The sequence below is a fragment of the Lysinibacillus sp. FSL K6-0102 genome, assembly GCF_038003545.1.
GTDB lineage: Bacteria > Bacillota > Bacilli > Bacillales_A > Planococcaceae > Lysinibacillus > Lysinibacillus capsici.
Map to the genome: position 1 here is coordinate 3,593,793 of NZ_JBBOPH010000001.1, position 26,004 is coordinate 3,619,796.

At 37.8% G+C, this 26,004-nt stretch carries 21 protein-coding genes, 1 pseudogene and 1 other annotated feature; of the genes and pseudogenes, 10 read left to right on the forward strand and 12 right to left on the reverse strand.

The window, feature by feature from the left end; genetic code table 11:
* The first annotated feature begins 81 nt into the window (after positions 1 to 81).
* From thiM to thiE, 3 genes are read left to right on the forward strand one after another with little or no spacing between them, the layout of a single operon-like run.
* A complete protein-coding gene (gene thiM / locus NYE73_RS18250) occupies positions 82 to 849 on the forward strand; it encodes a hydroxyethylthiazole kinase (protein WP_259948483.1) in 768 nt (255 codons plus the stop codon).
* Complete coding sequence (gene thiD / locus NYE73_RS18255) at positions 837 to 1,661, forward strand: bifunctional hydroxymethylpyrimidine kinase/phosphomethylpyrimidine kinase (RefSeq protein WP_259948485.1); 825 nt, start codon at positions 837 to 839, stop codon at positions 1,659 to 1,661. Before thiM ends, thiD begins: the two co-directional genes overlap by 13 nt.
* Positions 1,651 to 2,295 (forward strand): thiamine phosphate synthase, encoded by a 645-nt coding sequence (gene thiE / locus NYE73_RS18260; protein WP_048393540.1) that lies wholly within the window; start codon positions 1,651 to 1,653, stop codon positions 2,293 to 2,295. Before thiD ends, thiE begins: the two co-directional genes overlap by 11 nt.
* A gap of 70 nt (positions 2,296 to 2,365) precedes the next feature.
* On the opposite strand, the gene NYE73_RS18265 is transcribed toward thiE, so the two are convergent.
* The 5 genes from NYE73_RS18265 to ezrA all read right to left on the reverse strand — a co-directional run bounded on the left by NYE73_RS18265 (position 2,366) and on the right by ezrA (position 7,454).
* Positions 2,366 to 2,584: an alpha/beta-type small acid-soluble spore protein gene (locus NYE73_RS18265; RefSeq protein WP_004226165.1), complete on the reverse strand. Its 219-nt coding sequence runs from the start codon at positions 2,582 to 2,584 to the stop codon at positions 2,366 to 2,368.
* A gap of 145 nt (positions 2,585 to 2,729) precedes the next feature.
* Positions 2,730 to 3,938, reverse strand: a complete 1,209-nt coding sequence (gene thiI / locus NYE73_RS18270) for a tRNA uracil 4-sulfurtransferase ThiI (RefSeq protein ID WP_048393538.1) — start codon at positions 3,936 to 3,938, stop codon at positions 2,730 to 2,732.
* Positions 3,939 to 5,090, reverse strand: coding sequence for a cysteine desulfurase family protein (locus NYE73_RS18275; protein ID WP_259948487.1), 1,152 nt, complete (start codon positions 5,088 to 5,090; stop codon positions 3,939 to 3,941).
* A 106-nt stretch (positions 5,091 to 5,196) separates the two neighbouring features.
* Positions 5,197 to 5,664, reverse strand: a complete 468-nt coding sequence (locus NYE73_RS18280) for a GNAT family N-acetyltransferase (RefSeq protein ID WP_259948488.1) — start codon at positions 5,662 to 5,664, stop codon at positions 5,197 to 5,199.
* A gap of 89 nt (positions 5,665 to 5,753) precedes the next feature.
* Positions 5,754 to 7,454 (reverse strand): septation ring formation regulator EzrA, encoded by a 1,701-nt coding sequence (gene ezrA, locus NYE73_RS18285; RefSeq protein ID WP_054549944.1) that lies wholly within the window; start codon positions 7,452 to 7,454, stop codon positions 5,754 to 5,756.
* A gap of 163 nt (positions 7,455 to 7,617) precedes the next feature.
* Between ezrA and hisJ the strand changes: the two genes are divergently transcribed.
* Together hisJ and NYE73_RS18295 are read left to right on the forward strand one after the other, a co-directional pair.
* Positions 7,618 to 8,412 carry a histidinol-phosphatase HisJ gene (hisJ, locus tag NYE73_RS18290; RefSeq protein ID WP_259948491.1) on the forward strand — a complete coding sequence of 265 codons (795 nt, stop codon included), beginning with the start codon at positions 7,618 to 7,620 and terminating at the stop codon, positions 8,410 to 8,412.
* Between the two features lie 25 nt (positions 8,413 to 8,437).
* Complete coding sequence (locus NYE73_RS18295; RefSeq protein ID WP_259948494.1) at positions 8,438 to 8,917, forward strand: GAF domain-containing protein; 480 nt, start codon at positions 8,438 to 8,440, stop codon at positions 8,915 to 8,917.
* 88 nt (positions 8,918 to 9,005) lie between these two features.
* Here NYE73_RS18295 and NYE73_RS18300 read toward each other — a convergent pair whose 3' ends face one another.
* A complete protein-coding gene (locus NYE73_RS18300; RefSeq protein WP_259955490.1) occupies positions 9,006 to 10,760 on the reverse strand; it encodes a GGDEF domain-containing protein in 1,755 nt (584 codons plus the stop codon).
* A gap of 597 nt (positions 10,761 to 11,357) precedes the next feature.
* Here NYE73_RS18300 and rpsD point away from each other — a divergent pair.
* Entirely contained in the window at positions 11,358 to 11,960 is a 603-nt protein-coding gene (rpsD, locus tag NYE73_RS18305; RefSeq protein ID WP_004226141.1) for a 30S ribosomal protein S4, read from the forward strand.
* 71 nt (positions 11,961 to 12,031) lie between these two features.
* Here rpsD and NYE73_RS18310 read toward each other — a convergent pair.
* Positions 12,032 to 13,054 (reverse strand): annotated as a pseudogene (locus NYE73_RS18310) (MFS transporter); the annotation flags it as partial.
* 602 nt (positions 13,055 to 13,656) lie between these two features.
* Between NYE73_RS18310 and NYE73_RS18315 the strand changes: the two are divergent.
* A complete protein-coding gene (locus NYE73_RS18315; RefSeq protein ID WP_004226138.1) occupies positions 13,657 to 14,862 on the forward strand; it encodes an iron-containing alcohol dehydrogenase in 1,206 nt (401 codons plus the stop codon).
* 139 nt (positions 14,863 to 15,001) lie between these two features.
* Positions 15,002 to 15,805 carry a cobalamin-binding protein gene (locus NYE73_RS18320; protein ID WP_054549940.1) on the forward strand — a complete coding sequence of 268 codons (804 nt, stop codon included), beginning with the start codon at positions 15,002 to 15,004 and terminating at the stop codon, positions 15,803 to 15,805.
* Between the two features lie 50 nt (positions 15,806 to 15,855).
* On the opposite strand, the gene tyrS is transcribed toward NYE73_RS18320, so the two are convergent.
* Positions 15,856 to 17,124 carry a tyrosine--tRNA ligase gene (gene tyrS / locus NYE73_RS18325; RefSeq protein WP_115674505.1) on the reverse strand — a complete coding sequence of 423 codons (1,269 nt, stop codon included), beginning with the start codon at positions 17,122 to 17,124 and terminating at the stop codon, positions 15,856 to 15,858.
* A gap of 83 nt (positions 17,125 to 17,207) precedes the next feature.
* Positions 17,208 to 17,416 (reverse strand) — a binding site (T-box leader).
* Between the two features lie 102 nt (positions 17,417 to 17,518).
* On the opposite strand from tyrS, the gene NYE73_RS18330 reads away from it, so the two are divergent.
* Together NYE73_RS18330 and NYE73_RS18335 are read left to right on the forward strand one after the other, a co-directional pair.
* Positions 17,519 to 20,557: a transglycosylase domain-containing protein gene (locus NYE73_RS18330; RefSeq protein ID WP_115674506.1), complete on the forward strand. Its 3,039-nt coding sequence runs from the start codon at positions 17,519 to 17,521 to the stop codon at positions 20,555 to 20,557.
* 135 nt (positions 20,558 to 20,692) lie between these two features.
* Positions 20,693 to 21,574: an NAD-dependent epimerase/dehydratase family protein gene (locus NYE73_RS18335; protein WP_259948500.1), complete on the forward strand. Its 882-nt coding sequence runs from the start codon at positions 20,693 to 20,695 to the stop codon at positions 21,572 to 21,574.
* Between the two features lie 109 nt (positions 21,575 to 21,683).
* Here NYE73_RS18335 and NYE73_RS18340 read toward each other — a convergent pair whose 3' ends face one another.
* The 4 genes from NYE73_RS18340 to argC all read right to left on the reverse strand — a co-directional run bounded on the left by NYE73_RS18340 (position 21,684) and on the right by argC (position 25,959).
* Positions 21,684 to 22,814, reverse strand: a complete 1,131-nt coding sequence (locus NYE73_RS18340; protein WP_048393719.1) for an acetylornithine transaminase — start codon at positions 22,812 to 22,814, stop codon at positions 21,684 to 21,686.
* Between the two features lie 73 nt (positions 22,815 to 22,887).
* The gene (gene argB, locus NYE73_RS18345) at positions 22,888 to 23,673 is read right to left on the reverse strand and encodes an acetylglutamate kinase (protein ID WP_048393515.1); all 786 of its coding nucleotides are present in this window, start codon (positions 23,671 to 23,673) and stop codon (positions 22,888 to 22,890) included.
* A complete protein-coding gene (gene argJ / locus NYE73_RS18350; RefSeq protein WP_259948503.1) occupies positions 23,636 to 24,868 on the reverse strand; it encodes a bifunctional glutamate N-acetyltransferase/amino-acid acetyltransferase ArgJ in 1,233 nt (410 codons plus the stop codon). Before argJ ends, argB begins: the two co-directional genes overlap by 38 nt.
* A 56-nt stretch (positions 24,869 to 24,924) precedes the next feature.
* On the reverse strand, positions 24,925 to 25,959 hold the full coding sequence (argC, locus tag NYE73_RS18355; protein ID WP_259948506.1) for an N-acetyl-gamma-glutamyl-phosphate reductase: 1,035 nt from the start codon (positions 25,957 to 25,959) through the stop codon (positions 24,925 to 24,927).
* Positions 25,960 to 26,004 lie beyond the last annotated feature (45 nt).

Sequence of the window (26,004 nt, forward strand, 5' to 3'; positions counted from 1 at the left end):
GATGAAAGGCTCTTTTCGTGCATTTTTACACAAAAAGAGCCTTTTTTGCATGCTTACGTCCATCCCTAAAGGAGGACTACAATGATTTTTCAAACAATTCGTCAACAGCAACCACTTATCCATTGTATAACCAATTATGTAGTGGCAAATTTTCAAGCAAATGGTTTATTAGCGATAGGTGCTTCACCAGTAATGGCCGATGACTACCAAGAGGTAGAGGAGATGGTGGCCATTGCTCAAGCATTATTAATTAATATTGGAACACTTAATGATCGCACAAAAAGTGCCATGTTATTAGCAGGTGAAAAAGCCAATAAACTTGGTATTCCTGTTATTTTAGATCCTGTCGGAGTTGGAGCCACAACTTATCGTAAGGAAACCGTAAGATACTTACTTGAAAACATACACTTTGCCGTGATTCGCTGTAATCTCGGCGAGCTAGCAGCAATAGTTGGTGTAAATTGGCAACAAAAGGGTGTAGATAGTGGTCATGGCACTATCGCTACGGAATTAGAAGCCACATCATTGGCTCAACGCTATCAATGCATTGTTATTGTCACAGGAGAACGCGATTTTATAACTGATGGCAAGCATAGCCAATGGATCGCTGGTGGTCATCCACAAATGACGGAAGTAACGGGTACAGGTTGTTTACTTAGCGCAATTTGTGGCGCAGCCTATAGTGTAAGCCATAATCCTTACCAACAATTAACAGAAACACTTACTTACTATAAAAAAGCAGGTGTACTGGCATCCGCATTTACTGCAGACATTGGTGATTTTCAAATAGCCTTACTCAATGCTATACATCGCTTATCAAAGGATGGTGCAGCTTCATGCATATTGTAACAACAATCGCTGGCTCAGATAGTGGTGGAGGCGCGGGTATACAGGCTGATTTAAAAACATTTCAGGAATTAGAAGTGTTCGGTACTTCTGTTATTACTGCTCTAACTGCTCAAAATACTTTGGGTGTAACAGGTGTTTGCCCTATTGACGTTTCCTTTATAAAAAAACAATTAGAGGCCTTAGTAGAAGATTTTCCAATCGCTGCGATTAAAACAGGAATGCTTTATTCCTCAGAAATTATCAAAGCAATTGCACACCAGATCAGGGAGCTAAACATTCCACTGATTGTTGATCCGGTGATGATTGCAAAAGGTGGGGAAAGCCTATTACAGCAAGAAGCTATCGATGCCTTACGCTCAACTTTATTACCACTTGCTACGGTTGTTACGCCCAATATACCCGAGGCAGAGACACTTACTGGGAGATCTATTCATCATTTTGAAGATATGAAAGAAGTAGCTCAAAGCTTGTTACAGCTAGGTGTACAATGTGTCATCATTAAAGGTGGTCATATAGCAGATCCACTTTATGCCATTGATTATGTATTTTGCAAAAATGGACGTTCTTTTTCTTTGCAGTCTCCACGAATCCAAACAAAAAATACGCATGGTACTGGATGTACATTTTCCGCAGCACTTACTGCTTTTCTTGGACAAGGATTTGCTCTGGAAAATGCCATTATGGAAGCTAAAAAATATATCCAATTAGCTATTATGTTTAATTTATCGATTGGAAATGGTCATGGACCCACTAATCATTTTGCTTATCAACAGTATAAGGAAGGCTGTGAGGTGATTATTCATGAAACGTGAGGATTTGGAGCTTTATTTTATTATGGGTACGAGCAATGTTCCTCCTCAAGAACAACCTATCTATATCCTAGAAAAAGCCTTGCAAGCAGGCATTACAATGTTTCAATTTCGTGAAAAAGGTCCTCACGCGTTAACTGGACTTGCCTATGAACAATTTGCACGCCAATGCCAAAAACTATGTCATCACTATCATGTGCCCTTTATCATTAATGACGATGTTGATCTAGCGATACGACTAGGAGCTGATGGTGTTCATATCGGACAAGATGATTTACCTGTAAGTGTAGCACGTAAAAGAATCGGGAACATGATTCTTGGTGTATCTGTCCATTGCGAGGAAGAATTGCAAATAGCTATTAACCATCAAGCTGATTATGTTGGTATCGGTCCAATCTTTCCAACATCCTCTAAAAGTGATGCACAACCACCATGTGGTACATCTTTTTTACAGGAGGCTCATTCATTACATCCTGAATTACCAATTGTAGCAATCGGTGGAATTAATTTCACAAATGCACATTCTGTATTTCAAACGGGGGTTGATGGTGTTGCTGTTATTTCAGCTATTTGTCAAAGCAAAGATGTTGATCATACAGTAGCTACATTTAGATCCTTATCTCGTATAAATAAATGATCAATAAACAAACTAAAACCAGTGCCTTTTACGGTCACTGGTTTTAAGTTTATAAATGCTTAATCAGCATTTATTGGTTGTTGTTTGGCATACCTTTTAATTGAGATTCTGCCATTTGTACAAGACGTTTAGTGATTTCACCACCAACGGAACCGTTGGCACGAGCTGAAGCTTCAGCTCCTAATTGAACACCAAATTCTTGTGCAATTTCGTATTTCATTTGATCTAGTGCTTGTTGTACACCAGGTACTGCAAGCTGGTTTGAACTACGGTTGTTGTTTGAAGCCATGTTTCTCACCTCCTTGTGAATATAGAATGTGCGATATTAGATTTTTAATACAAAAAATTTAGAGGTAAATTGTACCTCTATTGGAATAACAATATCCATACAAAAAAGCCGTCTCAAAATGGGCTTTGAGACAGCTTTTGAATCCTTATAGTAGATCTGCAAATTTATCTTGTTGTTCTTCTTTCTTAGGGAAAATATAGACCTCGCGATTCTTCACTGCTCGCTCGATCAATTCATCAAAGTCAGAGAAGCTTTCATAATGCTCAACCTTTTCAAGCTTCGGTTTTGTTTTTGGACTTGCTGGTGTAAAAATCGTGCAGCAATCTTCAAATGGCTGAATAGATGTTTCGTATGTGCCGATTTTTTCTGCAATATCAATAATCTCTAATTTATCAGTTGAAATCAGCGGACGAAGGATAGGTGTATTTGTTACTGCGTTTATTGCTGTTAAACTTTCAAGCGTTTGACTCGCCACTTGTCCAAGACTTTCGCCCGTTACAATAGCAAGTGCACCAATTTCCTCACGCACCTGATCAGCAACCTTCAACATCATTCGGCGTGTTGTCGTCATCGATACATTAGAAGGTACTTTTTCTTTAATAAGAACTTGTATTTCAGTAAAAGGAATGACATGCAAACGAATACTAGCACCAAATTTTGTTAATTCATTGGCAAGCACTTTAACTTTTTCCAATGAATTTTGGCTTGTATAAGGTGGACTAAAGAAGTGAATTGCCTCTAATCGCACACCACGCTTCATCATTAAATAACCTGCGACAGGGCTATCAATACCGCCAGATAGCATTAATAAAGACTTGCCATTTGATCCTACAGGCATTCCACCTGCACCAGGAATGACTTGTGCCATCATATAAGTTGCATCATGACGAACTTCTACACGTAGCTCAATATCAGGCTGCTTCACTTTAACAGATAAATTTTGAAATTGTGGTAAAACATAGCCACCGATCTCACGTTGGATGGCATGAGATTCTAAAGGAAATGTTTTATCAGTACGTTTTACCTCTACTTTAAATGTATGTGGCTCATCTTTAAATGTCTCCATAATAGTGATAGCGAGCTTTTTCATACTGTCCATATCTTTTTCGCATGCAGCGACAGGGCTAAATGATTGAATACCAAAAATTTTAGGTAAACCTGTAATTAGCATTTGCATTTGTGCTTCGTCTTCTATGGCAATAAACATACGGTCACGTTCTGTGCGAATATGCAGTTGTCCTAAATCTGCAAAGGCATGACGAATATTTTCACGTAAACGGCGGATAAAATCCATTTTGTTGCGACCTTTTGTAGAAAGTTCACCATATCTAATTAAAATTTCTTTCCAAATCATTTACTTTTTTTCTCCTTTGAGTTCCAACATTACTTCTGCTAGTACTTGTTTAAAGTTTTCTATATCTTCTATTGTGTTATGTGCGCCAAAGCTAAGGCGAATCACGCCTTTTTTATAATGCTCATCAAGGTGAAGCGCCTCGACGACATGACTTGTTTTCGTTTGCTTGGAAGAACATGCACTTGATGTCGACACAATGACACCACGTTTTTGCATAGCATTAATAATGACTTCCCCTTTTAAATCACGAACACTAAATGACACAATATGCGCAGCTCCCTGTGGCGTTGATAAAACATGGACTGCTTCGCCATAACTTTCTAGCTGAGTTCGGATTTCATCGTGCCATTGACGGTATTTATTTGAGCGTTCGTTTATTGTTTCAACAGCAAGTCGAGCCGCTTTCGCTAAAGCAACAGCTTGCGGAACTGCTACAGTACCACTACGCATACCAAATTCCTGACCTCCACCAAGAGCAAAGGGCTGCCATCTTATGGGTTTACGGAATGCTAACACTCCTGAGCCTTTAAAGCCATGAATTTTATGACCAGAGATAGAAATTATGTCAGGTCCTTCTTCTTTAAAGGATATTGCTAATTTCCCAAAGCTTTGCACAGCATCAACATGAAAGGCAGCACGACTCATTTCATGAATCATTTTTGCTGCTTCCTTAATAGGCTGAATTGCACCCATTTCATTATTCACATGCATGATGCTAACTAAAATTGTTTCTTTTCGTATTTTAGTACGAAGCTCATCTAGAGAAATCACACCTCTTCGATCGACACGAAGATATTCAACATCATAGCCCTCTTTTTCAAGTTGTTTCATTGTTTCTAGCACTGATGGATGTTCAATTTCAGTCGTTAAAATATGCTTTCCTATATGCGTATTACTACGTGCTATGCCAAAAATAGCTGCATTATTTGATTCTGTACCACCTGAAGTAAATAGCACATTTTTTGCCTCTGTCTGCAAAATATCTGCTACTTGCTCACGCGCACGTATTAATAAATCATTTGCTTCAACACCCATAGCATGGATGGAAGCAGGGTTAGCATAATACTGCTCATTTACAACCATAAAAGCCTGCATAACCTCTTTTAAAGGCTTAGTTGTTGCACTATTATCCAAATAAATTGTATTAACCATAACTTTTCACACACTTTCAAAACGTTGATTTAACGGTATTTATCATAACGCAATCTTTGGCGATTGACCACTAACTTTAACAATTATTTAAATTTTAATTGATATCCTACATTTTTTTCACCATCGTGACAAACTCTGTTGGTGTACTAAATTCAATTGCTTTAACAAAACCAAATTTTTCATAAAGATGGATTGCTCTCTTATTAAATAGTGCAACTGTTAAACGTAATGGCAGCTGATATTCTTCTTGAACTGTTTGAACAATAAACGAAAAAAATGCCGTTCCTAATCCTTGACCCGTTAGATTTGGCTTCAACCCAATTCCAATATCTATACAGTGTTCTTCATACGCCCCAAAACCTTGCCCTTTTGGCACTTGGGCTGCTTTACCTGTACAATAATAGCCAATTAGTTCACTATGATTATTAAAGATCGCAAAGTAAGGATTATCAAGCATTTCTTGTACATTTTCACCCGATAATTCATTATTGTAAAAATCGTAAGGTGCTACATATTGCCATTGTAAAATTTCACTTGCGAAATGTTCATTCATTTCTTTGATGGACAATTTCATACTGAATCACATCCTAATCTAAGCATAAATAGAAAGCTGTCTAAAAAGTAATCGCTATACTTTTTAGACAGCTCAAAATGTTATTTGAATTATTTTGCTATGAATTCTTCGGCAACCATTTCTTGAATACGCTTTAAGGCACCTGGCTCCATTTCTTCCACTGCTGTACCTGCTTCTTCTAAAGCCTTTGCATAACGGAATTGATGGAAAGCCTCTTCTGCTTCTCTTAAACGTCCGTTCAATTTTGGGTTCGATGCACGATGACGATTACCGTACTGAATAATACGCTCAATGAGCATCACATTTTCTATTAACTCATGTGCCTTTACTTTAACATCCTCTACACAGAGTGTTGCTGCATTTAGATTATTATGAACAGTACCCATATTAAGTGGTACTTCTTGCAAGCTTTGCATGACAACATAGATGTGCTCTGCTGCCTCATCAAGTCGTGCATCCATCTCCTCAGGAATTCCTGGAATATTTGCCTTGTTCAATAAACGATCAGTATCCTGTAATATTTTCTTTAAGTTTTCGACTTGAGCGCGTGCCTTATTTTCATCTATTCGAAGTTTCTTCATTGTATTCGACAGATGACCTTGTTCTTCGTGAATTCGTTCAAGCTCTTCACTAATTTCGATTAACTCTTCCTGTAAGCTAGAATAAGCTGATTTTTCTTCCCTAACTCGCATAGCTAATAGATCATAGCGACGTTGCAGTGCTTCCAATTGTTTTAAAGCGGCTTTTGGAATTTCGGCATCTTTTTCATTTAAATGATAACTTTGCTGTACATACGTTGCCTCGTCATTCACTAATTTTGTTGAAGAAATGACATTGGTAATAGAACTTAATAAACGATCACAATTTTGATCTACATAATTTTTAGCAATAACCTCTTTTTCAAGTAAATCATAAAAATGGTCGATTTCTTCATTTATTTCTGTCACACGCGGTTTAACAACTTTTAAATTCAGCTCTGCAAGTTCGAGTTTTAATGCCTCGAATTCTTTTTCATATTTATTAAGTGCATCTGTCAATTCTAAATGCTGTAAATAGTAAGATTGGTCTTCCATTTCACGCTGACCATTACGCAATTCCTGAACCGCACCTGGTAGCTTCACTTGAATTTCCGTTAAGATGGTTGGAACATCATTAATATATTCGAATGTCTGCTGCGATTCTTGATTTAAGCTAATGACAATTTCTCGCGCTTGCAAATAATTACCTTCATTCGTTAGGACATCGAACTCTTCAAATTTTTGAACAAATGTCTCTAGCTTCTTCTCTAATGCAGGTAATGCTACACCGAATGAATGCTGATGAGCCAGCAATGTCTTTCTTGCAGAGCGATAGTATTCTTTTAATTGTTCGATTTCAATTCGATTTTTTTCTTCGCTGCCAATTAATTCATTCAGTTCTTCTAAAATTTTATTTTTATCTTGGTCGCATTTCTCAATGTAATCTTCAATTTCACGTTCTATTAAAGTTGCCCTTTTAAAACGAAGTCGATTAATTTGATCCTCAGCATCAAATAGAAGAGAATCGATTTTAGTCATATGTACGTCGATGACTTCATCCCAAGTATTGCGCCATCGTTCAAACATTTCTTCCGTTTCACCGTTCATGTTTAAAGATTTTACTTTTGAAATTTCTTCATTTATAGGATTATGTTGTATTTGTAATTTTTCATTTTCTAGTTTTGCAATAATTGCAACATGTTTTCTTCGCATCATAAATCCTACTATGGCTAAAATTAATAGTAGGATAATCGGAATGATGATATACTCCATCGTAAGCCTCCTATTCTACAATAAACGAATTGGCTAGTTGTATTTATTATATACTATGTTTTCGCCTTTTGTACTAAAATTTAAGTGTTTTTCAGAAAACTGTATTTTCGCTATTGTGAAATATTTAAATAGCGTATCTATAGAGCTAAAGGAGTGGTAAATTATGAAACGTGATGGGCATATACATAGTCCTTTTTGTCCACATGGCACTACGGACTCATTCAAGCAATATATTGAAAAAGCAATTTCTCAACATTTCACAGATATAACATTTACAGAACACGCCCCATTGCCCAAAAGTTTTGTCGATCCAACCCCGCAACAAGATAGTGGCATGAATCCTGATGATCTCATGTCTTACATTGAAGAATTGCAACATCTACAACAACAGTATGCACAAGATATTCGTATCCGCATCGGACTAGAAGTTGACTACATCCAAGGCTACGAACAAGAAACTCGTCAATTCCTTGATACCTATGGACATCTTTTAGATGACGCTATTTTATCAGTCCATTTTTTAAAATGGCAAGATACCTTTGTATGTATCGACTTTTCTTCTGAATGCTTTATTGATTTTTCAAAAAAAGTTGGCTCTGTTGAACTGGTATATGATTTATATTATGATACTGTCCTACAATCGATTAGTGCAGATCTTGGACCATACAAACCAAAACGGATTGGACATCCATCACTTATTCATAAATTCCAACTAGCGCACAACGAAAAAATCAATGACACCCCACGTATCAAAGAAGTATTAGACAGCATGAAATTCGCGGGCTATGAATTAGATTTAAATAGTGCAGGTTTAAGTAAACAATATTGTCAGGAGCCTTATCCACCATTTGCCCTTATCAATTATAGTCAAACTATTAAACTACCATATGTATTTGGTTCAGATGCACATTGCGCAGAAGATTTACATCAACACTATAATGTTATATTACCAATTTAAATAACTTTTAAACGAGGTGCTTAGTATGTTTACACAAATTAATTACGAAGGATCAATTGCTGACCAGTATCTGACATTATCAAAACAATTAGATGCACTATTAACTGGCGAAACCAATCAAATCGCCAATTTAAGTAATGCCTCTGCTCTGTTAAATCAATTTTTAACGAACATTAACTGGGTTGGTTTTTATCTCTTGCAGGATAATGAGCTTGTGTTAGGACCATTCCAGGGTCTTCCTGCCTGTGTTAGAATTCCTATTGGGCGTGGTGTTTGTGGTACAGCTGTGGCAACAAGAGAAACAGTTGTTGTAAAAGATGTACATGATTTTCCAGGGCATATTGCCTGTGATGCTGCATCGCAGTCTGAAATTGTTATACCGCTAATGAAGCAAGGTGAAATTATTGGTGTGTTAGATATCGATAGTCCTATCGTGAATCGATTTTCAGTGGAAGATCGTAATGGCCTAGAGAAATTTGTTAAAACACTTCTTAACCATTTATAATACAATATTAAAAATTGCCCTGAAATGTTTTATATTGTCATTTCAGGGCGATTTATTTAAACAACCATTTACGTTTTGCTTTATAATCCTATGAATTCGTTTGGAACGATCCATTGTGAGTACAAAAGCGATTTTTCCCGCTGTTTTTCGCCTCATACAAGGCTGTATCTGCATGTAAAAACACAGATTGGAATGCTGGTCGATCTCGCTCATCCCATGTTATAAGACCCGCAGAAATGGTTACTTGTGGATCTGTGGTACTTGGGATGACTTCCACAATGGTTGATGCTAATTCTAAAGCTTCTTTTTCATCGATGTTAGGGACATAGACAGACATTTCTTCTCCACCCCATCTTGCACAAATTCCACGACTTCCAATAGTTTCTTTTAATTGAACCGCAATCTGAACAAGAATTTTATCTCCAACTTGGTGACCATACGTATCATTAATGCGTTTAAAATTATCAATATCAATTAACAAAAACATACCAGATTGATCATATTCAAGCGATTTTTCTACAAACTGATCGAGGTAACTACGAGCATACAGTTTCGTTAAATGATCCAAATCGACCATTTCCTGAAGCTGTGTTCGTAAAATTGAGTTTGCAATGGCTAATGATGAATGGTGAATTAAAGATTGCATTAATTTGAAACTATCGAATGAAAAGAAATATGGCTCTTTATGTAAGACAATACTAAAACCATTAATCTTTTCCTCCATAAGTATAGGAATCGCCATAATAGAGCGATACTCAATTTGATTAGGAGTTAGACGGCTGAAATCGGCAACAAATAGTGGATCATTCGTTTGAGCAAAGTGCTGTTCAACATGTTTTATATAACTTTGACCGTTTTCTGAATGGAACAGGGAGGTACTTGCACCTGTTATTTCAAATGTATCGTGTTTTTTAAATGCGAAACATACTTCCATTGGCTGAAAGGATTTCAGTAACTGCTTTTGTAGGAAAAGTAACATTTCATGAATGTCAATTCGCATATTTAAACGATGCGAAGTTTCATTGATGAGTTGTAAGTCACTTACGAGGCGATGCGATTGATGATATAACTTTGCATTTTCAAGAGCATTTCCTGAAGCTTGTGCCAGCATCCGTACAAAATCTTTTTCGGTTGTTGAAAAAAGATAAGTGGTGGGTGCACTTACTTGCAAGATGCCATAAATAGCTTGCCTGCCCTTAATCGGTGCATTTAACAACCGACAATTTAAATCGCTCGCTAGCTCTGTCGTCAACTCTCCTGATACAAAGGCTTCAATTGTAGCAGGTCTTTCTGATAAATAATCAAAAAGCTTAATATCGATGGTCGTGTGTCGATCTTGATCATTCGATAAAATAAGCTCCACATTAAACTCAGGAAAATTATCCCGTATATTTTTTAATACATTTTCTAAAATTAAATCAATATCCATTGTTGAATGAAATAAGTCAGTCATGTTATATAGTTTTCTATATTGGTCTTCATTTATTTTGACATCTAAATTGTCTCTAATCATTTGAAGAACCTTTGAAAGTGTTTCTATACACTCTTCACCATACTCCGAGGTCATAAAGTCTGTCCAAGACTCTGTTGCCTCCACAAGTAATATACCAATGGGATTTTTGCCCTCTGCTTGGAAAAGCACCATATCTGTCATCATTGAATAGGCCTGTCTTGCTTTCAATATATAAGGAATTTTCACTACTTTTTGTTGATAAAAACTAGCTTCAATCATCAGCCATGACACAGCATTTAGCTTTGTTTCAATTGTTAATGAAGCCATCTCTTCGATTGGGATTAAGGAATTACCTTCAAAACTAAGAAAAGCAGCATTATCAATTTTCAAGCGCTTCTTTAGAAACTGTTTCAATGAACAAAAATACCCATTAAAACTAGTTTGTTCTTCATAAGAACTCACCCAAAAGCTCAAAACATCAGATTTTATATATTTTAGCGTTTGTAAATGGTCTGTCATGAAATCACCTTTTCTATATAACGTCCAAATCAATTACTATTAACTTATAATATATTATACATAATTTGTGTCATTTTGACTATGTAATTATCCCTTACTTTTACAATTTACATAACACAGCGTATCATTAACTATTCCCATATTATTTAAAATAGGTAGTGAGGAATTTCCTACTATGTTCTTTTATATTTTTTTACTAGCTAATAATTGACGTCCTTGTCCAAAGCAGTTACAATGGAGGTTGTGTAAAATAAACGCAGCAGTGGTATAAGCTTATGATTGTATTTTATTCCTCTATTTTCTGATGTACAACTACTTAGATGACCAGCAATGAAAATTAGATGGTGTATTGTGTAACCTAACGGCTGCATAGGCGAAAGTACATGAAAATAAAATGCGTGTAAGAATGGGTACTACTGGTTTTTGTTTTACAACAAAAAAACCAAATTTAAAGGAGGAGACAACAATATGTCTCGTTATACAGGTCCATCTTGGAAATTATCACGTCGTCTTGGTATCTCACTAAGCGGTACAGGTAAAGAAATCGAAAAACGTCCTTACGCACCAGGACAACACGGTCCAAACCAACGTAAAAAATTATCAGAATACGGTTTACAACTTCAAGAAAAACAAAAACTTCGTCATATGTATGGTATGAACGAACGTCAATTCCGTACTCTATTTAACCGCGCTGGTAAAATGAAAGGTGTTCACGGTGAAAACTTCATGATCCTTCTTGAAACTCGCCTTGACAACTTAGTTTACCGTTTAGGTTTAGCTCGTACTCGTCGTGGAGCTCGTCAATTAGTTAACCACGGTCACATCTTAGTAGATGGCAAACGCGTTGATATCCCATCATACAGCGTAAAACCAGGTCAAACGATTTCTCTTCGTGAAAAATCTCAAAACCTTGCTGTAGTAGTAGAAGCAATCGAAGTAAACAACTTCGTACCTGACTACTTAACATTCGATGCTGACAAAAAAGAAGGTACATTCACTCGCCTTCCAGAGCGTTCTGAATTATCAGCTGAAATCAACGAAGCATTCATCGTAGAGTACTACTCTCGTTAATCAATTGATGCTAATAAAAGCCCTGAAATCCCTTGTATACCAAGGCTTCAGGGCTTTTTTTCTATGAACAATCAATTAGAACCTACGTTTTTTCCGCTTTTAATCATTAGCGCAAAAACTAATCCAGTACCGAGTATTGTAGCAAGTAGGAGGAAGGCTACAGTAAAGCTACCAAATTGTATGAAATAAGCAGATATGAACGGTGCAACACTTGTTCCAGCAAATAAAATTACTGTGTACATAGAAACTGCAATTCCTCCCATATTCCAACCTAACTGACTAACAAGCGTTACTAATGAAGGAACAGCAAGTGCAATCCCACCAACAAATAAAATACTACTGATTGTTAAACCGGCTATAGTTGAAATAAAGCTCATCGCGGTCAGTGCAATAATCGAAAGAGTTAAGGCCATTTTCAGTACAAACAGCACATTAAAACGCTTTGCTATTTTCCCCGCAAATGGTGACATAACCATCCCCACTATCCCAAAGATACGAATGTAAATAAGGTTCTGACTTTTCATACCAAAGAAATCACTCGTTAAATAAGCCCCTAAAATAATGTACATACTGACAAATGACATTATTAATACAAACGCAATGATATAACTAAAGATCAAATTTCTATTGGTGAAAATAATACCAATTCTCTTCAGAGGAGCCCATATATTTTTAGTTTCAATCTGAATTATTCCCTTCGGTAAGATCCACACGACTAACAAAGCAGTCATAACATACACTACAGCAAGTACATAAAAGATGACGTGCCAATGACTATGGTCGCTTACATATCCACTAAACACCTGACCAACTATACCCGCTACAAGAAATCCCGTACTGATAAAACCTACTGCCCCAACTTTTCGATCATTTGGAAAAACCTCAAGAGTATAGGCAAGTGCTACTGGTGAAAATGTTGCTGCCGCAAGCCCCTGTAATCCTCTCAATAGAAGGATAAAAGAAAAGTCATTAACTAAACCTAGAAGTAACGTTATTACGCTTAATAAAAAAAGCCCAAATACAATGATATTTTTACGACCATATTTTTCTGATATCGCACCATAGAAAAAACACCCTAGTGCAAATCCAAGTGAAAAAACACTAGATGTTTGGCATCTTCTCGATTTGTATCACTTGAAGAAGACATTTGAATCAGTTCAATATACGGCTCTACCCCTAATACAGGTAAATTATCTTCATGTGTTAATCCAAAGCAAGAATTTTTATTTTCACTGATTTCTTCAAAATGATGCACTACTTTTTTAGCGCAGACGCATTGCCCAGATTATTATAACCAACAATAATTTTCCCTCTTATATTGTGGCAATTTTATGTACTTTAAAATAACAATTACATAGTTTCAAAATAACATAATCACTACCTTTATAATAAAAACAAAATATCAGTTATTTACTATTCATTAGATCATCAAAATAGAACTGTTTTCCAAAAAATATATTTTACTTTCATAGTAAAATATTTTTAAAACCTTTTTAAATTCAATATTCTACAACAAAACAACATTCCAACGCTCCTATCATCACCTTAACTTTTTTGTAAAATAATAACATGAAGAAATTTAACAATTTTAATAAAAATACGAGTTGAACTTTTACAAAAAATAGAATACGATGAATTGCGAAAGGTGGTTCACCATCATTCAAGCAATAATAATTTTTTAAAAGGGGTTGGAAATATGTCAGACGTTCTAAAGCAATTTGTTATGCCGAAAACAAACTTATTTGGACCTGGAGCAATTCAAGAAGTTGGTAAACGCTTAAATGATTTAGAAGTGAAAAAGACATTAATCGTAACAGATGAGGGTCTACACAAATTAGGTCTCTCAGAACAAATTGCAAACATCATTACAGCTGCTGGAATTGATGTAGCAATTTTCCCTAAAGCAGAACCAAATCCAACAGATCAAAACATAGAAGATGGCATTTCCGTGTATCATGCGGAAAACTGTGATTCTATTGTTTCTCTTGGAGGAGGCAGCGCACACGATGCAGCAAAAGGTATCGGACTTATTGCTTCGAATGGTGGACGCATTCATGATTATGAAGGCGTTGATAAATCACAAAATCCACTTGTGCCATTAATTGCAATTAATACAACTGCTGGTACTGCCAGTGAAATGACTCGTTTCACTATTATCACAGATACAGCACGCAAAGTAAAAATGGCCATTGTTGATAAGCATGTGACACCGTTACTTTCTATAAACGATCCTGAATTAATGATTGGTTTACCTCCTGCTCTTACGGCAGCTACTGGGGTCGATGCACTAACACATGCTATTGAATCATTCGTTTCTACGAATGCTACACCAATCACGGACGCATGTGCTGAAAAGGTCCTTCAGCTAATTCCTGAATATCTACCACGTGCCTATGCAAATGGAGCTGATATAGAAGCGCGTGAACAAATGGTATATGCACAATTTTTAGCGGGAATGGCCTTTAATAATGCATCACTTGGCTATGTTCATGCAATTGCTCATCAATTGGGCGGTTTCTATAACCTACCACATGGCGTGTGCAACGCTATTTTATTGCCACATGTTTGTCGATTTAATGTCACAGCACGTACAGAGCGCTTTGCTCGTATCGCTGAATTATTAGGAGAAAATGTAGAAGGTTTAAGTAAGCGAGATGCGGCTGAAAAGGCTATTACAGCTATTGAGAAGTTATCACAAGATTTAAATATTCCTAGCGGCTTCCGTGAATTAGGTGCAAAAGATGAGGATATTGAGATCTTAGCAAAAAATGCATTATTAGATGTGTGTGCTGAGACGAACCCTCGTAAAGCAACACTAGAGGATATCAAACAAATCATCACAAATGCAATGGGTCCTATTGTGAAAAAAGAAGAGTCACTCGAGGCAGTTGCCCTTTCTTAATCGACGGTTTCCTATAAGCCTATACAAAGGATGGAGAAAACAAATGTTTTCTCCACTTTTTTATGGACTCGATACACACACATTGTCTATCACGGGAACTCTCGTTATACTTTTCTTAAAAAGAATAGGAGAAAATAATATGCGTTTAATTTCAATTTGTCCTAGCAATACAGAATTAGTCGCCTATTTAGGGCTGACAGACCAGCTCGTTGGAGTTGATGATTATTCCGATTGGCCATCATCGGTTAAAGATCTACCACAGCTTGGGCCTGATTTATCAATTAACATGGATGCATTAGAGGCATTACAGCCTGATCTTGTTCTGGCTTCCTTGAGTGTACCTGGTATGGAAAAAAACATTGAGGCACTAAAAGAAAGAAATATCCCTCATATTATTTTTAATGCAAACTCATTAGAAGAAATTGCGCAAGATCTTCTGACACTCGGGAAAGCTTGTCAAGTGGAGGAACAAGCAAAGACAATTGCTGAAGAGTACATGCATTCCATCGAAAAAATGTATTCCATTGCACAAACAATTCCGAAGAAACCTACCCTGTATTGGGAATGGTGGCCGAACCCTATTTTCACTCCTGGGAAAATAAATTGGCTAACAGAAATTAGCGCTCTTGCTGGTGGCATTAATCTATTTCAAGATGTTGAGCTTGCTAGTGTTCAAACAGATTGGATAGATGTTGTTAAACGCCAGCCTGACTATATCATGATGGCTTGGGTTGGTGTCGCATTTGAGCGTATCCAACCTGCTAATTTATTAAAACGTCCATATGCCAAAGAGTTACATGCCATTCAATCGGAACAGCTCCATGTAATGGAAGAATGGCTGTATTGTCGCCCTTCTCCACGACTTATTGAAGGTGCTATAAAGCTTGGAAAAATACTGCATCCTAAAGAATATGAACAAATAAAACCTCCAAGTTTCTTATGATGAAAAAACCACATCCAGCGTTTTTTGGGATGTGGTTTTGCAAATAGAAATTAGATAAATTTCACCATATGATATTTTTTCTTACCTCGACGGACAATGCTAAATGCATCCTCTAAACGATCCTTCGCATCGACTACATATTCTAAATCTGTTACCTTTTCACCGTTTACACTAATAGCACCATTTGATACATCCTCACGTGCTTGACGTTTTGAAGAGGAAATGCCGGCCTCCACAAGTAGGTCCACAATGTTTTTATCCTCTTTAGCCATTTCAATAGAAGGAACGTCTTTAAAAGCGTCCTTCATTTCTTCGGCTGAAAGTGCTTTTAGATCTCCTGAGAATAAAGCAGCTGTAATACGGATGGCTTGCTCTAATGCCTCTTGACCATGTATTAAACGAGTCATTTCTTCAGCTAGCGCCTTTTGTGCCTTACGTAAATGTGGCTCCTCCTCTACAGATACGGCTAAAGCTTCAATTTCTTCACGAGATAGGAACGTGAAGATTTTTAAGTATTTTATGACATCTGCATCAGCTGCATTGATCCAGAATTGGTAGAATTCATATGGAGATGTTTTCTTACTATCTAGCCAAACAGCACCACCTGCGGTTTTACCAAACTTTGTACCATCTGCCTTTGTTACTAATGGAATCGTAATTCCAAAGGCTTTCGTTTCTTCCTCGTGTGTTTTACGAATAACCTCTAACCCTGTTGTAATATTACCCCATTGGTCAGAGCCACCTACTTGAATACGGCAATTGTAGTGATTGTATAAATGATTGTAATCAATACCTTGAATTAACGTATAGGCAAACTCTGTAAACGAGATTCCTGTGTCAAGACGAGAAGCAATCGTATCTTTTGCTAACATATAGTTTACGTTAATTAGTTTCCCGTAATCACGTAAAAATTCAATTGTGTTTATATTACCAATCCAGTCACGATTGTTCACAAGCTGAGCACCATTGCCATCTTCCGCAAATTCGAAAATACGTTCTAATTGACTACGGATTCCTTGAACGTTTTTATCGATTTGCTCTACTGTTTGTAATTGGCGCTCTTCTGAACGGCCAGATGGGTCACCGATCATCCCTGTCGCACCACCAACAAGTAAAATTGGACGGTGGCCCGCTTTTTGGAATCGACGAAGTGTTAACAATGGAACAATATGTCCAATATGCATGGAGTCAGCTGTTGGATCTACCCCACAGTATAAAGATACAGATTGTTCATCTAATAATTTTGCCATGCCTTCCGCATCTGTTTGTTGGTATAGCAAACCACGCCATTCTAAATCTTGTAATAATTCGTTTGTCATGTTCATTCCTCCTAAAATGGTTAAATTCATTACGTGCATGGACATGTTTAAATAAAAAAAGTCCCTACACGCAAACAATTGCATGCAGGGACGTTAAGTTGCAAACTAACGCGGTACCACCCAGCTTGAAGATGTCATCCACCTTCCACTTCATTCAGCCGCCTTTATCGCAGGCGCGCACGTCTAAGCTCCAAGCACGTAATTCGTCTCTACAATATGACCAGTTTTCACCAACCACTGGCTCTCTAAACAGGGAATATAGACACTACTGCAAGCTCTTCATCACCAGAAAACTATAAACATAATTTTATACGATTCTTTTTCAAAGTCAATAACTATGTTCGTGCTAAAACAATATGTGCTATAATAGACAAGATTTTAGGAGGTCGATACATTGAAAGATTGGATTGAAAAAATCAATGCAAAGATCGATGAATTACTTGAACAAAAATGGATGAAGAAATTACGTATTTCAGGTAGTGTTACCTGGAACTTATTTTTACTATTTTTAGTCTTTGCATTGGTTGGCACTGTATTTGTCGGTTCAGTTGGAGCTGGTTATTTTGCTTCTCTTGTAAAAGAAGAACCGTTACGCTCAAAACAAGAGTTAAGGGATCAAATTTTTAGCTATGAAGAAACCAGTGAGATTTATTTTGCCAACGATATTTATATTGGGAAATTAAGGACAGATTTAGATCGACGTGAAACTTCGCTTAGCAATGTTGCACCAGAGGTCGTGAATGCTGTTCTGGCAACAGAAGATGAATATTTCCGAGAGCATAACGGAATTGTTCCTAAAGCAGTTATTCGTGGGTTATTACAAGATGTCACAAACTCTGCAACGCAGACAGGTGGTTCTACACTTACCCAGCAGCTTATTAAAAACCAAGTACTAACTAATGAAGTATCATACGAGCGTAAAGCTAAGGAAATTTTACTAGCGATGCGTTTAGAACATTTTATGACGAAGGAAGAAATATTAGAGGCTTATTTAAATATCATTCCCTATGGTCGTAACTCTTCAGGACGAAATATTGCAGGTGTTGAAACAGCTGCGGAAGGAATTTTTGGCGTAAAAGCAAAAGAATTGACTCTTCCTCAAGCTGCGTACATAGCTGGTATTCCACAGGCACCATTTGCTTATACACCATTTACAAATACAGGTGAACTGAAAAGTGAAGAAGCTTTGAAACCAGGTATTGATCGTATGAAAACAGTACTTTATCGTATGAAAGAAGCTGGTTATATTGATGATGCACAGTATAATGAAGCGTTAAACTATGATATTGCTGCCGATTTCCGTGGACCAGAAATGCGAGCGGAGGATCGTTATCCTTGGTTGACTTATGAGCTTGAAGCTCGTGCAAAAGATATTATTGCTGAAAAATTAGCAAAAGATGATGGGATTGACCCAGAGCGCTTAAAGTCAGAAAAAAAATTAAAGGATAAATATACGATTTTAGCAGATCGTGATGTTCGTTCAAAAGGCTATCGTATTTATTCAACCATTAATAAAGATATGTATGATGCGATGCAAAAAGCAGCAAAAGACTTCCAGTATTATGGTCATACGTATACTGGTAAAGGGAAAGATCCTGTTACTGGTGAAGAAATTGATATTGAGATGCCGGTACAAGTAGGTAGTATTTTAATAGAGAATACGACAGGTCGTATTTTAAGCTTTGTCGGTGGTCGAGACTTTAAAACCACTCAAGTAAACCATGCAACACAAGCTTATCGTTCTAACGGTTCTACAATGAAACCATTACTTGTTTATGGACCTGCCATTGAGTATGGCGTAATCGGTGCGGGTAGTCCATTAGTTGACGTGAAATTCTCAATCGGTTCTTGGAGTCCAAGTAACTATATTACGAGTGATGAGCGAGGTCTTATTCCAGCACGTGAAGCTTTAGCAGATTCTCAAAATATTTCAGCACTACGTTTATATAATGATATTATTAGTAGACGCCCTGCAGATTTGTTAGTAAAAATGGGATTCTCAAAATTACATCCAGATGATTTTACTAACCTAGCAACTGGGATCGGTGCTTTAAGCGAAGGAACTACTGTTGAAGAAAATACAAATGCATTTGCTACCTTTGCAAATGGTGGCCAATTCATTGACGCTTATATGATTGATCGAATTGAAGACCAAGAAGGAAATATTGTTTACCAACATGAAGTAGAACCTGTTCAAGTATTTAGCCCAGAAACATCTTATATCGTGACAGATATGCTACGTGATGTTCTCACTAAAGGAACAGGGACAATGGCACGAAATACATTAAAATTCTCTTCTGATTTCGCTGCAAAAACAGGGACTTCTCAAGAATATAAAGATGTTTGGTTAGTTGGTTATAACCCTAATGTATCTCTTGGTGTTTGGATGGGTTACGATCAACCTCGTACACTTTATGCATTTAACAACACCTATTTACAGCCAAGCGTTCGGGTGAATAAGCTATGGGGTACTTTAATGAATGCTGTTTACGATGCGGACCCTCAGCTAATTGACCCTCCAACAAGTTTTAAGGCGCCTAAAAATGTTGTGACAGCATCATTCTGTGGCATTTCCGGCATGGCCCCTTCTGCAGCTTGTGCTAGCGCAGGTCTTGTACGCTCAGATTTATTTAATGCGAAAGTATTTTTACCATCACAACCTGATGATAGCTTAGCCTCTTCAAGTGTTGTGACGATTAAAGGAAAAACTTATAATGCGTTGCCAAATACACCAGCAGAGTTTGTAAAAGCAGGTGGCGCAGGCATTAATCAAGACTTTATTAAACGAATGTTAGGTAGACTTGGCGGGAACCCTGCTAGTCTGTTACCAAAGAATTCTACATTGTCGAATTCATCTGTATCAGCAGTTGATTTCCCAGCGGATGGTAGCCCTCCAGGAGCTGTCTCAGCTTCAGTAAATGGCTCTACATTATCATGGTCAGAGTCATCGAATGATGTTGTTGGTTATCGTATCTACAACGTTACGAATGGCGGTAATACACTTGTAACGTCCGTACTAGAGTCAACACAAAGCATTACGGTTGCTAGTGGACAAGCTTATGTAGTGGTCGCTGTAGATATTACAGGTTTAACATCACCACACTCCAATGTTGTGTCTACTGGCGGTAGTGAAAATGAACCTGACCCAGAGGAAAACGACCAAGAGCCAATACCACCTACAACACCACCTACTAATGGCAATGGTAATGGTAATGGTTCGGGTAGTAACGGCAATGGCTCCAATAATGGGAACGGGTCTGGTAATAACGGCAATGGCTCCAATAACGGGGATGGTTCTGGTAACAATGGCAATGGCTCCAATAACGGGGATGGCTCCGGAAGCAATGGCGATGGATCTGATAACCCCGGAGATGGCACAAATGGAGGAGACAATGGTAATACCACTACTCCAACTGAAACATCAAGGCGCTAATCCATTATGCCTTAGCAAAAGCATTTGTATTAGATAATCAATTAAACAGACTTACTGCATATTACTTATGAATTGTAGTAAGTCTGTTTTTTTGTCATTATTAAGAGGACTACTATTTTGAAGGGGTGAAAATATATGAACATATTGATTTTAGGAGGCACACGTTTTTTTGGAAAAAAGCTAGTTGATCTTTGTATTCAAAATGGACATAATGTAACGATTTTAACACGTGGTCAAAGTGGCAACCCCTTTGGTACACATGTTAAGCAATTAGTAGTAAATCGTAATGATCGTGATGCTTTAGAACAGGCACTAGCCAATACAACATGGGACATTGTCTATGATAATATTTGCTATTCGCCCAACGAGGCACAAGCGATTTGCGAGATATTAAAGGGAAAAACGAAAAAGCTCGTCTTTACTTCTACTCTTTCAACATATGAGGTAGATGGTAAGATAAAAAAGGAAGAAGACTTTGATCCATACCAGTATCAAATTCGTATGGGACATCAAGAGGAATTTTCTTATGGAGAAGGAAAACGACAAGCGGAGGCAGTCTTATTCAAAGAAGCTTCATTCCCAGTCGTAGCTGTACGTTTCCCAATTGTGATGGGTGAAGATGATTATACTCGACGTTTACATTTCCACGTTGAACATATTTTACAGAATCAGCCGATTACTTTACCGAACATTGATGCAAAGATGAGTTATATTACAGATGGGGAAGCTGCTGAATTTTTATACTTTGCGGGCGTTACTCCTATTGAGGGACCATACAATGCTACCGCATCAGGGGCCATATCTCTCAAAGATCTAATTGCGCTAATTGAAGAAGCAAGTGGTCAGCGCGCAAAAATTTCCCTCATTGGTGGTGATGAGGAATCACAGTCTCCTTATGGGGTGCCTGCTGATTGGTATATGTCTAATGCTAAGGCTGAGAAGGCAGGATTTACGTTTAGTCAGCTTGAAGATTGGTTACCAAAATTAGTGGCAACATTAGTAAAACAGCTACAATAGCATTTATAGCGCAAAGAATCTGCTCATATCTAGCAGATTCTTTGTTCATCCTAATGTCTAGTCATTTTTGCCGCTAATGCCTCACTTTCTGCTGAACGAAAGTGTATTTTCACGGTAATATGTTCTTTAAAATAGCTACTGCTTTGTCAATCTCTTCCTTTGTGACCGTTAATGGAGGCAAAAGACGAATAACTGTTGGCCCTGCCCCTACTAATAAAAGACCACTTTCTTCCGCTGCCGCGATATAAGGCGCAACTTCCGTGTCCCCACAGCCAATCCCTAACAAGAGACCCTGGCCTTGAACAGTATAGCTAGAAGATAAATGAGCCCTTAGTTGTGCCACAAAATAGGCAGATATTTCTCGTACCTGCTGTAAAAAATCCGGCTCAAACACATGATTTAAAACAGCTTGTGCCACATTCATCGCAAGAGGGTTTCCACCGAATGTTGTACCATGTGTTCCTGGACTAAATGTAGCATGAAGCTCAGCAGTTCCGAGCATTGCACCAACAGGGAAACCACCACCTAAGCCTTTTGCCAAAGTTACGATATGTGGCTTTAATACCGTTTGTTCAAATGCATAGCGTGTTCCTGTTCTTCCAATGCCCGTTTGCACTTCATCAACAATTAGTAGTACACCTTGCTCCTCACAGACTTTTGCAATAGCTGCGGCAAATTCTGCTGATACACTATTGACGCCACCCTCTCCCTGAATCATTTCTAGCATTATAGCTGCAACTGAATCATCAACGGTTGCTTCAAGTGTAGCAGCATCATTAAATGGCAAAATCGAAAATTTTTCTACGAGTGGTCCAAAGCCATTATGTACTTTGCCTTGACCTGTTGCAGACATTGCTCCAAAAGTACGACCGTGGAATGATTTTTCAAATGTAATAATATGATGTTTGCCTGTATGCTTACGAGCTAATTTAATGGCCGCTTCATTAGCCTCAGCCCCGCTATTACAAAAAAAGGCATGTGAAAAGTGTGTATTAGCAATTAATTTTTCTGCCACCTTTTCCTGACCTGGTATTTCAAAAAGATTTGAAATATGCCATAGCTTTTGGCTTTGCTCTTGAAGTGCCTGTACAACGGCTGGATGGGCATGACCAAGACTCACCACAGCAATGCCACTAGTAAAATCCAAGTATTGCTTCCCTGTTGAATCCTCAACAATTGTCCCCTGACCTTTAACAATTTGTGCACGACGCTTGCCGTAATTCTCAAATAAAACACTCATGTTATCATCTCCACTATCATTTAAAATAGTTTCTTTCAACAACTATACTTCTCAAGCTATCCTATTTAGAACACTAGGAAGAAAGAAGTTCACTTGTGGCTACAATTGTTGTACCAATTAAAGTTGCGCCTACAATTTGTACAGAAGGAATCCCTGCCCGTAAACAGTCAATCGCTCCTTGCACTTTCGGAATCATTCCACCGTAAATATGGCCCTGCTCTGTCCATTGATCTATAAGACTAGGTGTAGCTATTGCTTGATATTCATCTTCAATACGGATACCACTCACATCTGTCACGAGTAGTAAGCTATCTGCTCCGACGGCTAAAGCAATTTCACTTGCTACCGTATCGCCATTAATATTAAGAGCCTGACCTGCTTCGGTCGTACCTACGCAGGCAATAACAGGTACAATCCCTACACCCATTAAAGCTTCCAATAAGGATGTATTGATATTTTTAATAGCTCCTACATACCCGTAAGTCTCTTGATCTAAAAAGTCTACGACTATCAACTGATTATCAAAGCCATTTAATCCGATGGCTGCTATACCAGCTGTTGTTAACTCATGAACTAATGCAGTGTTTACTTGCCCTATTAGGGTCGATTGGACAACTTTAATTGCAGCCTCGTTCGTGACACGTATTCCATTTAATGTATGTGATTGTAGGCCTTGAGCAGCTAGTTCTCGATTTATGGCTGGCCCACCCCCGTGGGTAATAATAAGCTCTACCCCACTCTCTTGTAATCTTTTAAAATTATCAAAGAAAGCCTCATTTAAACCTTCCAGTGTACTGCCCCCAAGCTTAATGACCACACGTTTATGAGCGGTATGATGCATTGATTTGGACATAGTCATATGTTAAGTCACATCCCCAAGCATGCCCCTTACCATCACCCACACCAAGGGACACATAGATTTTTACTTCATGCATTTTTAATATTTGAATTAACTCGTCCTCAGAAAAGGGAATTGGTTCACCGTTTTCTACCATAGTAGCACCACCGATTTGGATAGTAATTTTATCTGGATCAACTGTTGCGCCACTATACCCTACTGCTGCAATAATACGCCCCCAGTTGGCATCACAGCCGAAAACTGCAGTCTTTACAAGTGGTGAACCAACGACTGTTTTTGCAATTTTACGTGCCTCCTCGTCTGAAATTGCACCAACAACTTCCACTTCGATAAGCTTCGTTGCTCCTTCACCATCTTTGGCAATCATTTTTGCTAAATCTTCCGCTACTGTTTGCAAAGTGTTAAAGAAATTTTGCCAATCTGGATGCTCTGGAGTTAAAGAATTATTCCCTGCCAAGCCATTAGCCAATATTACCACTGTGTCATTAGTGGATGTATCCCCGTCAACTGTAATAGCGTTAAATGTTAAATTAGTAATAGTCGATAAAGCTGCTTGTAACACATCAGATTCAATGTTGGCATCTGTTGTAATAAAGCCTAGCATTGTTGCCATATTAGGTTCGATCATACCTGAACCTTTTGCTACACCAGCAATGATAACTTCCTTGCCATCCACAGTTGTACTATAGCTTGTGTTTTTCATGACGGTATCTGTTGTCAAAATAGCCTGCGCAAAGTCAATCGCACTTTCTAAATTGTCCTTTGGCTCTAACTGAAGAATACCATTTGCTACTCGCTCTAATTTCATCATTTCTCCAATAACACCTGTCGAGCAAACTCCCACCAAATTTGGTGCAATCCCTAATTTTTCAGCAGCTAGCGCTTGCATTGTTTGGGCATCTTTTACACCTTGTTTACCTGTACAAGCATTCGCATTGCCTGAATTCACGATCATCGCTTGCATTTTCTTAGTTGCATAAACAACTTCCTTCGTGACTTTTAATGGTGCTGCTTGCACAGCATTTGTAGTAAAAACACCCGCAACACTTGCTGGGACTTCACTTACTAAAAGGGCTAAATCCTTTTTCTTATGTTTTAAACCACAGTGTAATCCGGCTGCCTTAAAGCCTTTTGGTGAAACAATATTTTTACTTGATAATTTTTTCATTACATTCGTTGAAGTGGTAACTGTCATCCGAAATTCCTCCTTAGATTAATAAATAAGAGAAGCATACAGTTGCCTGCATGCTGTTAAATAAAGAACGGTACGACATCTAGCCCTGTCGTTTGTGGTAAGTCAAATTGCACATTCATATTTTGGATAGCTTGCCCTGCTGCTCCTTTGACAAGGTTATCAATTACACTAACAATTGTGGCGCGATTTGTACGGGAATCTACTTTCACTAGAATGTCACAATAATTTGATCCCTTGACACGATTTGTCCCTAAACTAGATGCATCCGTAACGATTCGAACAAATGGATGATTCTCATAGGTTGCCTGTAAGCAAGTGATCAATTGCGACTCTGTAATTCCCTGCATTACTGGTGCATAGGATGTCGCCAAAATTCCCCTGGTCATTGGAACCAGATGCGTATTAAAAGTAACCTTTGTATCTGCTTGAGCAAACATGGAAAGTGCCTGTTCAATTTCGGGAATATGTTGATGTGTATTTACTTTATAGATTGAAAAATTCTCATTTGTCTCACTAAAATGGGTAGTTTGTGAGGGCTTATTGCCTGCTCCTGAAATACCACTCTTTGCATCAATAACTAGAAAACTAGGATCAATTAAACGTTCTTTTACAAGTGGTAGTAAGGATAATAAAACTGCTGTTGGGTAGCAACCCGGATTAGCAACAAGTGTTGCTTGACGTATAAGCTCTTCATTCCATTCTGTTAAACCATATACACTTTGTTGAACACTATGGAACGGTGCAGCTTTTTTGCCATACCAGGTTTCATAGCTTGCTAGATCTTTTAACCGAAAATCACCAGATAAATCGATTAGCTTTGGTCCTTTCCCAACCAAAGGCGGTAATAGCTCACTTGTCACCCCAGATGGTGTACTCGTAAAAATAACATTGAATTTTTCTAAAGTGTCATACGCAATCTTTTGTAACGGTGTATCAGCTATCCTAACAAGATGGCCAAATTTCGAAGAAAATTGGACACCCTCTTCTGAAGAAGTAAATAAATCAATTCGTTCTACAGCTGGATGATTATGTAAAAATCGAATAAGTTCTAGACCACCATATCCAGTTGCTCCAATAATACCTACTTTCACTGCACTCACCTCTGAAATAAGTTAAAAATAGTATACGTCTGCATA

Excerpts from the sequence above, each read along its gene's own strand:
- thiM (WP_259948483.1), top strand. The coding sequence starts at position 82 with ATGATTTTTCAAACAATTCGTCAACAGCAACCACTTATCCATTGTATA.
- NYE73_RS18320 (WP_054549940.1), top strand. The coding sequence starts at position 15,002 with ATGCGTTTAATTTCAATTTGTCCTAGCAATACAGAATTAGTCGCCTAT.
- NYE73_RS18265 (WP_004226165.1), bottom strand. The coding sequence starts at position 2,584 with ATGGCTTCAAACAACAACCGTAGTTCAAACCAGCTTGCAGTACCTGGT.
- NYE73_RS18315 (WP_004226138.1), top strand. The coding sequence starts at position 13,657 with ATGTCAGACGTTCTAAAGCAATTTGTTATGCCGAAAACAAACTTATTT.
- NYE73_RS18275 (WP_259948487.1), bottom strand. The coding sequence starts at position 5,090 with ATGGTTAATACAATTTATTTGGATAATAGTGCAACAACTAAGCCTTTA.
- tyrS (WP_115674505.1), bottom strand. The coding sequence starts at position 17,124 with ATGACAAACGAATTATTACAAGATTTAGAATGGCGTGGTTTGCTATAC.
- NYE73_RS18280 (WP_259948488.1), bottom strand. The coding sequence starts at position 5,664 with ATGAAATTGTCCATCAAAGAAATGAATGAACATTTCGCAAGTGAAATT.
- argJ (WP_259948503.1), bottom strand. The coding sequence starts at position 24,868 with ATGACAGTTACCACTTCAACGAATGTAATGAAAAAATTATCAAGTAAA.
- NYE73_RS18340 (WP_048393719.1), bottom strand. The coding sequence starts at position 22,814 with ATGAGTGTTTTATTTGAGAATTACGGCAAGCGTCGTGCACAAATTGTT.
- hisJ (WP_259948491.1), top strand. The coding sequence starts at position 7,618 with ATGAAACGTGATGGGCATATACATAGTCCTTTTTGTCCACATGGCACT.
- thiD (WP_259948485.1), top strand. The coding sequence starts at position 837 with ATGCATATTGTAACAACAATCGCTGGCTCAGATAGTGGTGGAGGCGCG.
- argB (WP_048393515.1), bottom strand. The coding sequence starts at position 23,673 with ATGACTATGTCCAAATCAATGCATCATACCGCTCATAAACGTGTGGTC.
- rpsD (WP_004226141.1), top strand. The coding sequence starts at position 11,358 with ATGTCTCGTTATACAGGTCCATCTTGGAAATTATCACGTCGTCTTGGT.
- thiI (WP_048393538.1), bottom strand. The coding sequence starts at position 3,938 with ATGATTTGGAAAGAAATTTTAATTAGATATGGTGAACTTTCTACAAAA.
- thiE (WP_048393540.1), top strand. The coding sequence starts at position 1,651 with ATGAAACGTGAGGATTTGGAGCTTTATTTTATTATGGGTACGAGCAAT.
- ezrA (WP_054549944.1), bottom strand. The coding sequence starts at position 7,454 with ATGGAGTATATCATCATTCCGATTATCCTACTATTAATTTTAGCCATA.
- NYE73_RS18295 (WP_259948494.1), top strand. The coding sequence starts at position 8,438 with ATGTTTACACAAATTAATTACGAAGGATCAATTGCTGACCAGTATCTG.
- NYE73_RS18335 (WP_259948500.1), top strand. The coding sequence starts at position 20,693 with ATGAACATATTGATTTTAGGAGGCACACGTTTTTTTGGAAAAAAGCTA.